Source organism: Hongsoonwoonella zoysiae, from assembly GCF_013266695.1.
GTDB classification, from domain to species: Bacteria; Pseudomonadota; Alphaproteobacteria; order Rhizobiales; family Stappiaceae; genus Hongsoonwoonella; species Hongsoonwoonella zoysiae.
The window spans coordinates 485,835-498,506 of record NZ_JABRXF010000003.1 but is presented as its reverse complement, the minus strand read 5'-3'; the positions used below and the strand labels follow the sequence as shown (position 1 = coordinate 498,506).

General features: G+C 60.7%; 14 protein-coding genes. 6 read left to right on the top strand and 8 right to left on the bottom strand.

Annotated features, from left to right (window positions below; translation table 11 throughout):
• Nucleotides 1–191 precede the first annotated feature (191 nt).
• Nucleotides 192–1,529 (top strand): dihydroorotase, encoded by a 1,338-nt coding sequence (locus tag HPQ64_RS18725; protein WP_172890417.1) that lies wholly within the window; start codon nucleotides 192–194, stop codon nucleotides 1,527–1,529.
• A 120-nt stretch (nucleotides 1,530–1,649) separates the two neighbouring features.
• On the opposite strand, the gene HPQ64_RS18720 is transcribed toward HPQ64_RS18725, so the two are convergent.
• Nucleotides 1,650–2,225 (bottom strand): hypothetical protein, encoded by a 576-nt coding sequence (locus HPQ64_RS18720; protein ID WP_172890143.1) that lies wholly within the window; start codon nucleotides 2,223–2,225, stop codon nucleotides 1,650–1,652.
• Between the two features lie 547 nt (nucleotides 2,226–2,772).
• Between HPQ64_RS18720 and HPQ64_RS18715 the strand changes: the two genes are divergently transcribed.
• Nucleotides 2,773–4,038 (top strand): L,D-transpeptidase family protein, encoded by a 1,266-nt coding sequence (locus HPQ64_RS18715; RefSeq protein WP_172890142.1) that lies wholly within the window; start codon nucleotides 2,773–2,775, stop codon nucleotides 4,036–4,038.
• Nucleotides 4,039–4,148: 110 nt separating this feature from the next.
• On the opposite strand, the gene HPQ64_RS18710 is transcribed toward HPQ64_RS18715, so the two are convergent.
• A complete protein-coding gene (locus HPQ64_RS18710; protein ID WP_172890141.1) occupies nucleotides 4,149–4,532 on the bottom strand; it encodes a DUF427 domain-containing protein in 384 nt (127 codons plus the stop codon).
• A gap of 25 nt (nucleotides 4,533–4,557) precedes the next feature.
• Nucleotides 4,558–5,253, bottom strand: coding sequence for a hypothetical protein (locus HPQ64_RS18705; protein WP_210260369.1), 696 nt, complete (start codon nucleotides 5,251–5,253; stop codon nucleotides 4,558–4,560).
• A 283-nt stretch (nucleotides 5,254–5,536) separates the two neighbouring features.
• On the opposite strand from HPQ64_RS18705, the gene HPQ64_RS18700 reads away from it, so the two are divergent.
• Nucleotides 5,537–6,184, top strand: a complete 648-nt coding sequence (locus HPQ64_RS18700) for a LysE family translocator (RefSeq protein WP_246270790.1) — start codon at nucleotides 5,537–5,539, stop codon at nucleotides 6,182–6,184.
• A gap of 34 nt (nucleotides 6,185–6,218) precedes the next feature.
• On the opposite strand, the gene HPQ64_RS18695 is transcribed toward HPQ64_RS18700, so the two are convergent.
• The 4 genes from HPQ64_RS18695 to HPQ64_RS18680 all read right to left on the bottom strand — a co-directional run bounded on the left by HPQ64_RS18695 (nucleotide 6,219) and on the right by HPQ64_RS18680 (nucleotide 8,184).
• Nucleotides 6,219–6,494 carry a hypothetical protein gene (locus tag HPQ64_RS18695; protein ID WP_172890139.1) on the bottom strand — a complete coding sequence of 92 codons (276 nt, stop codon included), beginning with the start codon at nucleotides 6,492–6,494 and terminating at the stop codon, nucleotides 6,219–6,221.
• Between the two features lie 214 nt (nucleotides 6,495–6,708).
• A complete protein-coding gene (locus HPQ64_RS18690) occupies nucleotides 6,709–7,137 on the bottom strand; it encodes a TIGR02301 family protein (protein WP_246270789.1) in 429 nt (142 codons plus the stop codon).
• Between the two features lie 47 nt (nucleotides 7,138–7,184).
• The gene (locus tag HPQ64_RS18685; RefSeq protein WP_172890138.1) at nucleotides 7,185–7,616 is read right to left on the bottom strand and encodes an NUDIX hydrolase; all 432 of its coding nucleotides are present in this window, start codon (nucleotides 7,614–7,616) and stop codon (nucleotides 7,185–7,187) included.
• Between the two features lie 61 nt (nucleotides 7,617–7,677).
• Nucleotides 7,678–8,184 carry a hypothetical protein gene (locus tag HPQ64_RS18680; RefSeq protein WP_172890137.1) on the bottom strand — a complete coding sequence of 169 codons (507 nt, stop codon included), beginning with the start codon at nucleotides 8,182–8,184 and terminating at the stop codon, nucleotides 7,678–7,680.
• An 85-nt stretch (nucleotides 8,185–8,269) separates the two neighbouring features.
• Between HPQ64_RS18680 and HPQ64_RS18675 the strand changes: the two genes are divergently transcribed.
• Nucleotides 8,270–9,028: an SOS response-associated peptidase gene (locus HPQ64_RS18675; RefSeq protein ID WP_172890136.1), complete on the top strand. Its 759-nt coding sequence runs from the start codon at nucleotides 8,270–8,272 to the stop codon at nucleotides 9,026–9,028.
• A gap of 314 nt (nucleotides 9,029–9,342) precedes the next feature.
• Here HPQ64_RS18675 and HPQ64_RS18670 read toward each other — a convergent pair whose 3' ends face one another.
• Nucleotides 9,343–10,755 carry an FAD-binding oxidoreductase gene (locus HPQ64_RS18670; RefSeq protein WP_172890135.1) on the bottom strand — a complete coding sequence of 471 codons (1,413 nt, stop codon included), beginning with the start codon at nucleotides 10,753–10,755 and terminating at the stop codon, nucleotides 9,343–9,345.
• Nucleotides 10,756–11,021: 266 nt separating this feature from the next.
• Between HPQ64_RS18670 and fabI the strand changes: the two genes are divergently transcribed.
• Together fabI and HPQ64_RS18660 are read left to right on the top strand one after the other, a co-directional pair.
• Nucleotides 11,022–11,840, top strand: coding sequence for an enoyl-ACP reductase FabI (gene fabI, locus HPQ64_RS18665; protein WP_172890134.1), 819 nt, complete (start codon nucleotides 11,022–11,024; stop codon nucleotides 11,838–11,840).
• 147 nt (nucleotides 11,841–11,987) lie between these two features.
• The gene (locus HPQ64_RS18660; protein WP_210260368.1) at nucleotides 11,988–12,602 is read left to right on the top strand and encodes a histidine phosphatase family protein; all 615 of its coding nucleotides are present in this window, start codon (nucleotides 11,988–11,990) and stop codon (nucleotides 12,600–12,602) included.
• Nucleotides 12,603–12,672: the final 70 nt, after the last annotated feature.

Below are 12,672 nucleotides of genomic sequence, written 5' to 3'. Positions count from 1 at the left end.
ATACCGGCAGTCAATTCTTTGATCCATTTATGGAGCCTTGGCGAAAACGCAACAAGGCCGGATGGAACGTTATCCCGAAGAGGCGGTGGCGCATGGCGCGGCTCGGGCGTATAAGCGCCACGCAGTTCCCCCGCCTGCCGATGCGTATCCAGGCGCTTGCAGGAAATTCAAACGCGAATACGGAGATCGCCATGGCCAAAACCTACGACCTCATCCTCAAGGGCGGCACGGTGGTCAACCAGGATGGCGCAATCGTCCGTGATGTTGCCGTGCGCGGCGGGCGGATCGCCGGGATCGGCAGCTTCAGCTCTTCGGACGCTGGCGAAACGGTTGATTGTACCGGCCTGCATGTGCTGCCCGGCGTCATGGACACGCAGGTGCATTTCCGCGAACCGGGTCTTGAGCACAAGGAAGACCTGGAATCCGGATCGCGCGCGGCCGTGATGGGCGGTGTCACGGCCGTTTTCGAAATGCCGAACACCAAACCGCTGACGACAAGCGCGGAGGCACTTGCCGACAAGATTTCGCGCGCAACCGCCCGCATGCATTGCGATTTCGCCTTCTGGGTCGGCGGTACGCGCGACAATGCCGCCGAAATCCCAGAGCTGGAGCGGCTGCCCGGTGCTGCCGGCATCAAGGTCTTCATGGGCTCTTCAACGGGCGATCTGCTGGTGGAGGACGATGAGGGCGTTGCGAAAATCCTCTCCAGAACGCGGCGGCGCGCGGCGTTTCACTCCGAAGACGAATTTCGCCTGCGCGAGCGTCTCGGGGAAAGGGTTCCGGACGATCCGCGCTCACACCCTGTCTGGCGCGACGAGGAGGCCGCCCTTTCCTGCACGAAGCGGCTTGTCTCGATCGCCCGGCGCGAGGGCGCGCGCATCCACGTGCTGCATATCTCCACCGCGGAGGAAATCGAATATCTCGGTGCGCACAAGGACGTTGCAAGCTGTGAGATCACGCCGCACCACCTGACGCTTGCCGACGATGCCTATGACCGGCTCGGCACGCTTGTGCAGATGAACCCGCCGGTGCGCGCCGCGCACCATCGCGACCGCCTCTGGTGGGGTATCGAGCAGGGCATCGCCGATGTGCTGGGTTCCGATCACGCTCCGCATCTTCTTGAAGAAAAGCGCAAACCCTATCCGGACTCACCTTCGGGTATGACGGGCGTGCAGACTCTGGTGCCGGTGATGCTCGATCACGTGAATGCCGGAAGGCTTAGCCTGCTGCGCTTCATTGACCTGACGTCCGCCGGGCCGGCACGGCTTTTCGGGGTCGCCCGAAAGGGACGTATCGCGCTCGGGTTTGACGCCGATTTCACGGTCGTCGACATGAAACGGCGCGAGACGATCCGAAACGGCTGGATCGCGTCGAAGTGCGGATGGACGCCCTATGACGGGGTTTCCGTCACCGGGTGGCCCGTCGGGACGATCGTGCGGGGAGAGCGGGTGATGTGGGACGGCGATCTGGCGACACCTTCGAAGGGCGAGCCGGTGCTTTTCGGCGAAGCCCTGCCGACCACTGGGTAAAACCGACCACTGGATAAAAAAGGGCCGCAACGGAGTTTCCGTAGCGGCCCATTTCGTAACGGCCGGGCGAAGGGGGAGACCGCGCCGTCACGCATCAGGACATTTCAGCTTTTCGGTATCTCAGGCTCCTGCAGTGTGCGGCGAGTGTGGAGGCTTGCGGGAAAAGCGGCTTGCAAAGCTGGAGATCCTGGCCGCGGCCGGGATCGGTTTGATCGTGAAGAGGCGCGGTATGCGTGCGTCAGCGGCATCGTTTGCCAGCGCCATGAGCGCCTCTATCTGTTCGCCGATGCGCCTGTGCGTCTCGGTTTCGATGCGGATGCGCCGCCAGACATGACGCTGGATGACGATATCCATGCATTCTCGAATGTCGGCGGCCAGAAATGAAAGGTCGAGCGAGGGCAGACCGAGATAGCTGCGAACTTCCTTTTCGATCGTTTCCTGAAGCCGGACATAGGCGTCGCCAGCGGAAGCCGGGTCTAGCTCATGGATGTCCAGGCACTGGATCTGTGCTTCTTCCCGGATCGCCTCGATGAAAACTTCGATCTGCTTTCCGGTCAGTCCGGTCGTGCCGTCTTCAAGGGAAAGTTGCTTCATGAGAAGCGATGCTTCGAAGATATCGAGGATTCGCCTGGATAAAATATGCACGACTTCGCGCAATGCGGCTTCCTGCTCCTGATTGCACTCCACGAAGTTCATTTCGAAAATGTCGAAAAGCCCAACCTCGAAAGACTCTGTTACATTTTGAAAGCATTCGTGTTGCTGAAAGAGCTTGTTTACAAGAGGAAGGGCATCGACTTCAACAGGACAATCCATCATCGAGATTTCATTGATGTCCGTAAACATTCAAGATCCTTGGTATTTTTCATGAAGACATGAACTGTCCCGGCGCGGCCAAGCCCATTGACCGTGCAATTACTGTCTTCGACTGTGTTTGTCTGGTTTCGGGCGGAGGAAAGCCCGTTCGCAACCCAAGGATTCCGAATCGCGATTTGAGTCGCAACGCTTAATGAAAAACGCAATTGCAAGTATGGCCCTGCCGTCAGCGTGGGTTTTTTGTGGATCAGATGGCAGGTTTTGCGTCACAATTGGCTTCGGATCACTTCAATCGTCATTTCGTGATGGGGGTCACTGTGTCGTGATCCTGATTATGACAGTTTCGATGTGCAACTAACGGGAGATTCAGAAGTTTACCTCACGATACCTCCAACTGTCGTCGGGTATTGCGTAAAGGCAGGAAAGCAAGATGGTACGTGCAAGGAAAATGGGCGGCCACCTCAACGGGGATGCTGGCTGGTTCCTGATTGGCGCTTTGGCGGCTGCTGCGGCCCTCGGTGTCCTGGTCACACCGGCCAAGGCCAGCGAAAACGGCAAGCTTCAGCCGGTTGCCGGCGAAAGCGCGGAAGTTTTGGAAGATGCGGCACCCCTGGAAGATCCGCTTCAACTGGTGGTATCGCTCGGCGAACAGCGTATCGACGTCTATCGCGGCACGACGCTGGTCGAGAGTTCGAAAATTTCTTCCGGAAAGAGCGGTTACAGCACGCCGACAGGCATCTTCTCCATTCTGGAAAAGCGCAGGCGCCATTTCTCCAATCTCTACGACGATGCGCCGATGCCCTATATGCAGCGGATCACCTGGTCGGGCGTCGCGCTCCATCAGGGTTACGTGCCGAACTACCCGGCCTCGCACGGATGTATCCGGCTGCCGGGAGATTTCGCCCCCAGGCTTTTCGGCATGACCGAACGTGGCGCGCATGTGCTGGTGATGCGCGACGGCGCCGCCCCGAAGGAGATCGTTCACGGTTCGCTGCTGCAATCGTTCGTCCCGGAGGCGACAGTTGCAAGCCTGGATGCAAATACGATCGGCAACGATCCCGCGTTGCGCGGCGCGATCGAAAGCGACGCGGTGGAAACATCGGCGCTGCCCAGGAAAACCGTCAAATATTCCGGCAAGCCCTTGCGTATCCTTGTTACCCGAGCGAGCGAACGCGCCCGCATTCGCGACATGCAGCGGATTCTTCATCGCCTCGGATACGCTTCGGGTCCTGTCGACGGCGTATTCGGGCGAAAGACGCGCGCAGCGCTCGAGACCTTCCAGGAAGGGGCGCGCTTGCCGGTTACCGGTGTCGCGAGCGATCTCGTGCTCAAGCGCCTTTACGCGGCCGCGGGTGAGGATGGGCCTGCGAACGGCCGCGTCTATGTGCGCCAGAATTTTCGTGAAATCCATAGCGCTCCCGTGCGGTTGAAAGCCCCGGACGAGGCGATCGGCACGCATATCTTCACCGCCCTGAATTTTGAGGATGGCGATCGCGAAACGCGCTGGATGGTGGTAAGCGCCGATGAACGCTCCGATATATTGCCCGAAGAGGCACTCGATCGTGTCGAATGGCCGGAGAAAGTGCGTGCCTATCTTGAAGAGAGGCTGACGCCGGGGTCGTCCCTCATCGTCACGGACCGCGGCTTTCAGCGGCATTCCGGCCTCGGCACGGATTTCATCGTCACAACGCGGTAAGTCCGGAGGCGGCAGAGCCTGGATTGTGAAAACGCCGGCCCCAGGGTTGGCGCCGGCGTTGCGTTTACGCCGCTTTGCCGGCGACATGCCGGGGCGCTGGAGGCACGCCTTCAGCGGGTCTCGATCGCCTCGACCGCCGAGGCGTAAAAGGCGACGTGGTCCCTGATTTCCAGCACCTCGTCATAAGGCGTCTCATAACCCCAGACCGCATTTTCCCTGCGTGTCCCGTCGCTTGCGACCAGAGACCAATAGCTCGCCGCCCCTTTGAACGGGCAATAGGTGCTGTGTTCCGTCTTCTCCAGAACGTCCGTGGAAACGTCTTCGATCGGCAGGTAGTAGACGGGCGGGTAGCCTGCTTCCGCCAGTTTCCGCGCACGGCTTGAACGCGCGATTTCCTTGCCGTCAAAGCGGATGGTGACGGTCTCACCGGCTGGCGAAATCGTGATGGTGTGCTCGGGACGCCTTGCGAAGCCGGGGCCGGAATTGCCACTCATACAAATCTCTCCATCAAATCCGAATTCAATCTCCAGCCACGAAGTAGTGCAATGTTCCGTCCGGGCCAATACCCACCCGGTAAAAGTTCCAGGCGCCGAAGGCTTCCATGTCGACGACATCGCCAGAGGTTACAATGCGGTACATCTCGACCTTCTGTTGCGGTGTGAGCATGGATAGCGGATAGCGCGCGAAATAGGGCCAGACATACATCTCCTGCGCCGTGCCCTCGTCAACCTTGATCCACCCCGCTTCGAGGATTTCCGTCAGGATCGCCAGGATCTCGTGGCCCTCACCGTCGCCCGAACTATCCTTGAGAAACTCGATCGGATCGTCCATTTCGCCGAAGGTGAGTGTGGGCATCACTTCATTGGCCTCAAGGACCATTCGCATGCGCTCGATATCGCCGGAATAGGCGGCTTCGAGTATCTGCGCGCGCATCCGCGCGACGGGCTTGGGCAGGCCGTTCTCGCCATAGCGGACCTCAGGCAACGGGCTGGCGGCCGTGGCTTCCGGTGCCGGCTCTTGCGTTATGGACCGCAACTCCCTTTCGATCTCCGCAGTCGGGATCGCCGTACCGCCGCCGCGCTTTGCCTCCGGCGCGTCAAGCTCTATCCACTCGGTTTTCACCTGAGCGGCGGAGAGGGCGCCTGCGCCAAAAGGCGCAAGGGCAATCGAAATGGCGGCCAGACAGGTGAGAACGGCAGGACGGGCGGCGAGCATTGAAGATGGCTCCGTGAACGGCGGTTTATTGACTGATATAGCCGCCTTGTGACGGAATAAAGAGTTCGTGAAGCCCGACCAGTTCGCGGCGTGAGATTCGCTCGCGCTCTGTTGATGCCGGGCGCGCCTTACCGTATTGGATGGATAACGCCGAAACCGGAGTGCCCTGCATTACATCCGCGCTTACCTGAGGATGAGATGCAGAAAAAGCGACGGATTCGGGGGCTGGCGCGGGGGCATCTCCTCTCGCGAATGGGATCCGAAACGCCGGAGAAAGCAGGGCTTGCCGGATATCGCCTACTATCTGATCGGCGTCGCCATCGGGCTGGCGACGAGCGCACCTGCAGGACCGGTCAATCTCACCGCGATCCAGCGAACGTTCCGTTTCGGGTTTCCCGCAGGGCTTTTTGCCGGCCTTGGGGCGGTGGTCGCCGATTCCATTTATGCTTCGCTGGCCGCATTCGGCATTACGACGGTTTCGGACTTCATCGAGTTCCATTCCGACCTGATCCAGACCGGCGGCGGAATGCTCGTGATCATATTCGGCCTGAAGGTGTTCACGAGCCACCCGCACATCGAGAAGAATGGGGCGGGAGAGACGCCGAACATCCTTCGCGGTCTTGCGGCCGGCTTCTTCATGACGTTGACGAACCCGGGCGTGATCCTGGGATTCCTGGCGATTTTCGGCAGTCTCGGCAAATGGGCGCCCGACCACAAGGACTACGCGAGCGCTGCCCTGATGGTCGCGGGCGTCGCCAGCGGGGCGACGCTTTGGTGGATGTTTCTCGCCGGCAGCGTTTCAAAGTTGCGAGACCGGCTCGACGACCATTGGCTGGAGATGATCAACCACATCGCCGGCGGCCTGCTGATCGCCTTCGGCCTCGGCATCTACGGGCATCTGGCCTGGCAGCTTTGGCAGCAGGGCGCTTAAGCGGGCTTCACGCCCGTAAATCCCGGAAATCCGCCTACTGCAGCGTCCGGTCGGTCGTGTAATCGCCACGGCGGATACGGTCGGGAAGGCCTTCGGCAAGCTTGGCCACGGCATCCTCGCCATAGGTCTGGACAAGGTCGATGAGGGCTGTGAAGAGAGCCGCGTGGGCGACGGCATCCGTATCGACCCCGTCCGCGCGTGCGTCCGCCCAGGCTTCGCTGATGTAACCGAAGGCCGCCTGGCGCACCTCTTCGTCGGTGAGGGGGGCGTCGTCGAATTCGGCGTCGTCGGTCAGATCAAGGTCGCGCATTAAAACTTCCTTTGCCGGCTGATGCCGGTTGACCGGCGAAAGCGCGGCTGCGAGGGTCCTGGAACGGCGAATCACAAAGTCGCCTCACCCTCATTGGTAAACGAAAACCTAATGAGTCGCGCGCATTTGTATCGATTATGGTTAACGACGTCACGGCCTGCGCCGTTCACTTATGCTTCTCAATTGCTTGAGGGCGGAAGAACTCGTGGAAAAGTCAGCGATTGTAGCGCGTGGTGACGTCGCGCACGATCGCGCCTGCTTCTTCCACATAGCGCGACAAGGTGAGTTCGGCGGCGGGCGTACAGTCTCGGTAAACGGAAGAAAAGCCCCGGAAACCCTGGTTGAAGCGCTCGATGAAACGTCGTCTGCGGCTGTCGTCCTGTACTTCCGCGTCGATCAGCGCCTTCATTTCGTCCCGCCAGAGCGAGCCGTCCTCATGCCCGCAAAGGGGGCGGAGATAGTGCAAGGCGCCCAATATTTCCGACAGGCGCATGAGGTCCTGTTCGTACGGCGGATCGTCGGGCCGGGTCTGGGCGTGGCCGGGCGCGGAAAGCGCTGACGCTGCGACAATGGCCAGGGCAACGAGGGCAGGCCCGATCGGCACGGAAGAGATGAAATGCGGTTTCGGCATGAGGCCGAACATGGGGTTATCCGCCGAAATTCGCAAGAAAAAGCAGGCGTTGGCGAAACTTATCCGCGTCCGTCCGTCTTGCTCGTAACATGACGCAATATTCGCGCAGCCGTGCCGGGGGTCATCATGAGAGTTTCAAGATCGCAAGTCCTTACCCACGCGGCATCCGCCGCGTCGTCGCCAGCCCGGGCCTCGCCCTTCTCATATGTGCCGCAAAAGACGGCCAATACGAAATGCGCGGCAGCCGCGCCGTCCTCCCGCTTCTGAATTATGTCAAATATTTCAAAAGGTTCAGGTTCCAGCCGGGCGGTGACCGATGTTTCCTCGAAGAGCTCTCGGCGGGCGGCATCCACGAGGGCTTCGCCGAATTCGACAAGTCCGCCGGGAAGGCTCCAATGGCCCAAATACGGTTCTTTTCCGCGTTTGACGAGAAGAACCTCGCGGTTGCGAAGACACAAAACGGAGACGCCAAGGCGCGGGAATTCTGACATCGCGAAGGTCTGCCTGAACGGAATATTCGCCGCAACCTAACAGAAACCTGCCGAACAGGCCTCACGCAAACAGCGCGTCGATGGACGCCTGCGATTCGGCTTCGAGGTCTTCCGCGCTGTCGACATGACCGTGGATGACGGCGCCTGCGATGGAGACCAGGGGCTTGATGCGTGCCGTGGCGGCTTCGGAAACCAGCGGCGCGACCGTGGCGACATCATCGGCATTGCGTAAAGCGCGCTGGGCGTCGCAAACGGTATCGTCGATCTGGGCGACAACGTTTTGAAGCGCGTCGCGCAATTCGCAAGGGCTTGCCCGGTAGGCGGCAATGGCTAGCTGTTTTTCGGAGAAACGGGACTTTTCGAAGTGCGCTTCGTAGCCCATCGGCGCCCATTCCAGCACCTCGTCGGCGCACTCCGGCATGGCCGGCAGCATCTCAAGCAGCATCACAACCTCGTTGAAGTGGTTGAGATAGTCCGTCGCCAGCCCGGTATCCGGGTTGATGTTGGCCTGCTTGAGCCGCTCCGGCGCCAGGTCCCCGCGACCAAGTGCGGGTTCAGCGTCGACCATTGTCTTTTCCCTTGTTACTTTCTTGTCCCGAAGCTACCCCGATGCCGGTTTCGATTTGCCTAACTCCCGACGGGATAAGTGAAAAATGTGCGGACGATTTGCCCTGACGGCTTCTCCAGAAGAGGTGCGGGCGCTGCTTCAATACCTCGATCAGCCGAATTTTCCGCCGCGCTTCAACATCGCGCCGACGCAGCCGATCGCCATCGTGCGCCAGGACCATGGCAAGCGCCGCTTCGCGCTGGTGCGCTGGGGGCTGGTGCCGGGGTGGGTGAAGGATCCGGCAAGCTTCACGCTGCTGATCAACGCGCGCTCGGAGACGGCTGCCGAAAAACCCTCGTTCCGCACGGCCATGCGCCACCGCCGCTGCCTGATCCCGGCAAGCGGCTTTTACGAATGGAAACGGCCGGACGGCGGGCCAAAGCAGCCCTACTGGATCCGCCCGAAAGACGGAGGTCTCGTCGCGTTCGCAGGGCTTTGGGAGGAATGGGCCGACCCCGACGGCGGAGAGATCGAAACCGGTGCGATCCTGACGATCGAGGCGAACCGAACGGTTGGCGAGATCCACAACCGCATGCCGGTGGTGATCGCACCGGAAAATTTCGACGACTGGCTCGATGTCACCAATGTCACGGCGAAGGAAGCGGCGAAAATCCTGAAACCCGCGCCGGAAGACCTGTTCGAGGCGATCCCGGTGTCGACCCGGGTAAATTCCGCGCGAGATGATGATCCGGGTTTGCAAGAACCGGTGGATGTCGCTGTCGTCGAGACCGAAATGCCGAAGCTCGCGCCGAAAAAGGAAAAGAAACCGGCAAGGAAGGGCGGCGGCCAACTCGACCTGTTTTGAGGCGCCACGCCGCCGGCGAAGGCGATGAAGAGAAATCCGGAAGGGGTCAAAAACTTCCGAACAAGGCCGAATTGAAATCCATAAGGTTCCTTCAGTGCAAATTCGCCGGTCGTGAAACAGATCAACAGAGTTTCATCGGAAAGTGCAATGCAGCGGGGATAAGTTCGACGCCAAAGGGGGTGACGGGTTTGAATCGTTGCGCATGATGGGCTGCGCGAGGCCCGACTTATTCACGGGGTGAAAGATGCCTCAGGCCGAAGCAACGAGCCGCAAAGCGAGGCGGATCGTGACCCGCCTCGCGGCGTTCCAAAAATTCAGAGAACGCGGCCCGGATTGAGGATTCCGTTCGGGTCGAACGCGGCCTTGATCCGCTGCATCATGTCGAGCTCGAGCTCGCTCTTCACCTCTTTCAAGAGATCGCGCTTCAAACGCCCGATGCCGTGTTCGGCCGAGATCGAGCCGCCGAATTCCGCGACGATGCCGTGAACCAGGGCGTTCATCTCGTTCCAACGGGCGATGAAACCCGCCTTGTCGGCCCCGACGGGCTGGGAGATGTTGAAGTGGATGTTGCCGTCGCCCATGTGGCCGAAGGGGACGGGACGGCAGCCTGGAACCATCTCTTCCACCGCCGCGATTGCCTTGTCGAGGAAGGCCGGCACGGAGGCGACCGGCACGGAAACGTCATGCTTGATCGAGCCGCCTTCCTCGCGCTGGACCTCAGACATGCCGTGGCGCAGGTGCCAGAAGGCGTCGGCTTGGGCGATGCTTTCGGCCAGTGCCGCATCCTGAACGAGGCCGGCCTCGAAAGCTTCGCCCAGAAGCTCTTCCATCAGATCGCGAAGGCTCGCGTTTTCCGTTCCGGACGAAAGCTCCACCAGCACATACCAGGGGTGGGGCTCGGACAAGGGATCGCGCGCACCCTCCAGATGCTTCAGGCAGAACTCGATGCCGACGCGAGGCATGAGCTCAAACCCGGTCAGCATTGGCCCCGCCTTGGCGCGGGCCTGGGAGAAGAGCGTGAGGGCGGCATGAGAATCACTTAACCCCACAAATGCCACCTGACGGTCGCGCGGTTTGGGGAACAGCTTGAGAACAGCGGCCGTGATGACGCCCAAAGTGCCTTCCGCGCCGATAAATAATTGTTTCAGATCGTAACCGGTATTGTCCTTCCTGAGCGACCTCAGGCCGTTCCAGATTTCGCCGCTCGCCAGCACCACTTCGAGGCCCAGAACAAGCTCGCGCGTGTTGCCGTAGGCGAGTACCGCGGTGCCGCCGGCGTTGGTGGAAATGTTGCCGCCGATCTGGCAGGAGCCTTGCGCGCCGAGCGTGAGCGGGAAAATGCGGTCTGCCTCGTCGGCTGCCTGATGGATGGCTTCGAGAATGCAGCCGGCCTCCACCGTCATGGTGTAGCCGTCCGCGTCGATCTGGCGAATTCTGTTGAGCCGGCTGAGCGAAAGGACGATTTCCCCAGCGGAATCATCGGGAACCTGGCCGCCGACAAGCCCGGTGTTGCCGCCCTGAGGCACGACCTTGAGGCCAAGCTCATTCGCCGTTTTCAGGACCTGCGACACCTCTTCGACGGAGCCTGGACGCAGCACGACGGGCGTCCTGCCGTGATAGAGGTCGCGCCACTCGCGCAGGTAAGGAGCCTTGTCGGCATCTTCGGTCAAAGCATTCGCCTCACCGACGATGGCCGCGAGACGCTTCAGGTGGTCGGGATCGAGCATGGTGGCCGCAGGCTCTTTCTTTCCTGTTTTCGGGTTGGGCGGGGCTAGACATATCACATCGCGGCGGCCTGTCGATGCATTGCAACATGGCCCTGGCGCCTTGCCAGCATCCCGCCATGGCTTGCGGCGGCAAGGGGGCTGTGCCATAGGAAGCGCGCTTTAGAATATTGCTTGAAGCGGTCACGCGATCCCGGGTCGCGGGCGGGCCAAGCGGTTGATCCGGGGCGGTTTCCGCAAACCCCGGAAGAGGACGGCAGGAGACAAGAATGGGCAATGCGCGCGGGCTGATGGAGGGCAAACGCGGTCTCATAATGGGTGTCGCGAACAATCGTTCGATCGCCTGGGGGATCGCCAAGGCGCTGCGGGACGCAGGCGCCGAACTGGCCCTGACCTATCAGGGCGACGCCCTGCGCAAACGCGTCGAACCTCTGGCGGCGGAGCTCGATGCCATCGTCGCCGGCCATTGCGACGTTACCGACGAGGCGACGATCGACGCTGTATTCAAGACCTTGGAAGAAAGATGGGGCAAGATCGACTTCCTGGTCCATGCCATCGCCTTTTCCGACAAGGACGAACTGACCGGGCGCTATGTCGACACCTCCGCCGGCAACTTCAACCGCACGATGCTGATCTCCTGCTATTCCTTCACGGCGGTGGCGCAGCGCGCAGAAAAGCTGATGAGCGACGGCGGCTCGATGCTGACGCTGACCTACTATGGCGCGGAAAAGGTGATGCCGCATTATAACGTCATGGGCGTGGCGAAGGCGGCACTCGAGGCAAGTGTGCGCTACCTCGCAGCCGACCTCGGCAAGGAGAAGATCCGCGTCAACGCGATTTCGGCAGGGCCGATCAAGACGCTTGCGGCTTCCGGAATCGGCGATTTCCGCTACATCCTGAAGTGGAACGAATACAACACGCCGCTGAGGCGCACTGTCACCATCGAGGAAGTGGGCGATGCAGCGCTTTTTCTCCTGTCCGACCTCGGACGCGGCGTGACCGGCGAAATCCAGCATGTCGACAGCGGCTACCATGTCGTCGGCATGAAGGCGGTGGACGCGCCGGATATTTCGGTCGTCAAGGACTGAGATTTCACGAAAGGCGGGAAAATCTCCCGCCTTTTTCGTTCTCGCGGCGATGTTATGCGCAATTGAAATGCCGCTCTGGCATGCTGCGCCTTCCGCTATATCTTTATCTTTGCTTTTACCAAGACCCCTGGACGAAAATACATGCCAATGAGCGAGCCCGCGCCCGCGAAACTTCCGTTTTTCGCTTTCATCCGCCACGGCGAGACCGACTGGAACGCCGAAGGCCGCATGCAGGGCAATCAGGACATTCCGCTGAACGACAAGGGCAGGGGACAGGCGCGCGGCAACGGCGAAAAGCTGAAGGTGCATCTGGAAAAGCTTTCGGTGGATGTGCGGAACCTCGACTTCGTAGCCTCGCCGCTCTCCCGCGCGCGGGAGACGATGGAGCTTTTGCGCGAGGGCCTCGATCTGCCGCGCGAGGGATACCGCCTCGACGAGCGCTTGCGCGAAATCACCTTCGGCGACTGGGAGGGGCTAACGATACCCGAAATCGCCGAGCGCGCCCCGGAACTGGCTGAAATGCGCCGCGCCGACAAATGGGGTTTCGTGCCGCCGGGCGGCGAAAGCTATGAAATGCTTTCCGCCCGTGTCGAAGGCTGGCTTGTCGGGCTCGATCGCCCATCGGTGATCGTTGCGCATGGCGGCGTGATGCGTGTTTTGAGAGGCCTTCTGGTGCCGATCCCTAACGCGGAAATCCCGCGCCTCGACGTGCCGCAGGACAGGGTCTTCCTCTGGCGGGACGGCAAGGACGGCTGGGTTTGAGGGTAACTTTCGGCCCTGTATTTTGAGGGTGATTACGTTGGCAGGTATAAATCGCGGAGTTTTTGCGGTT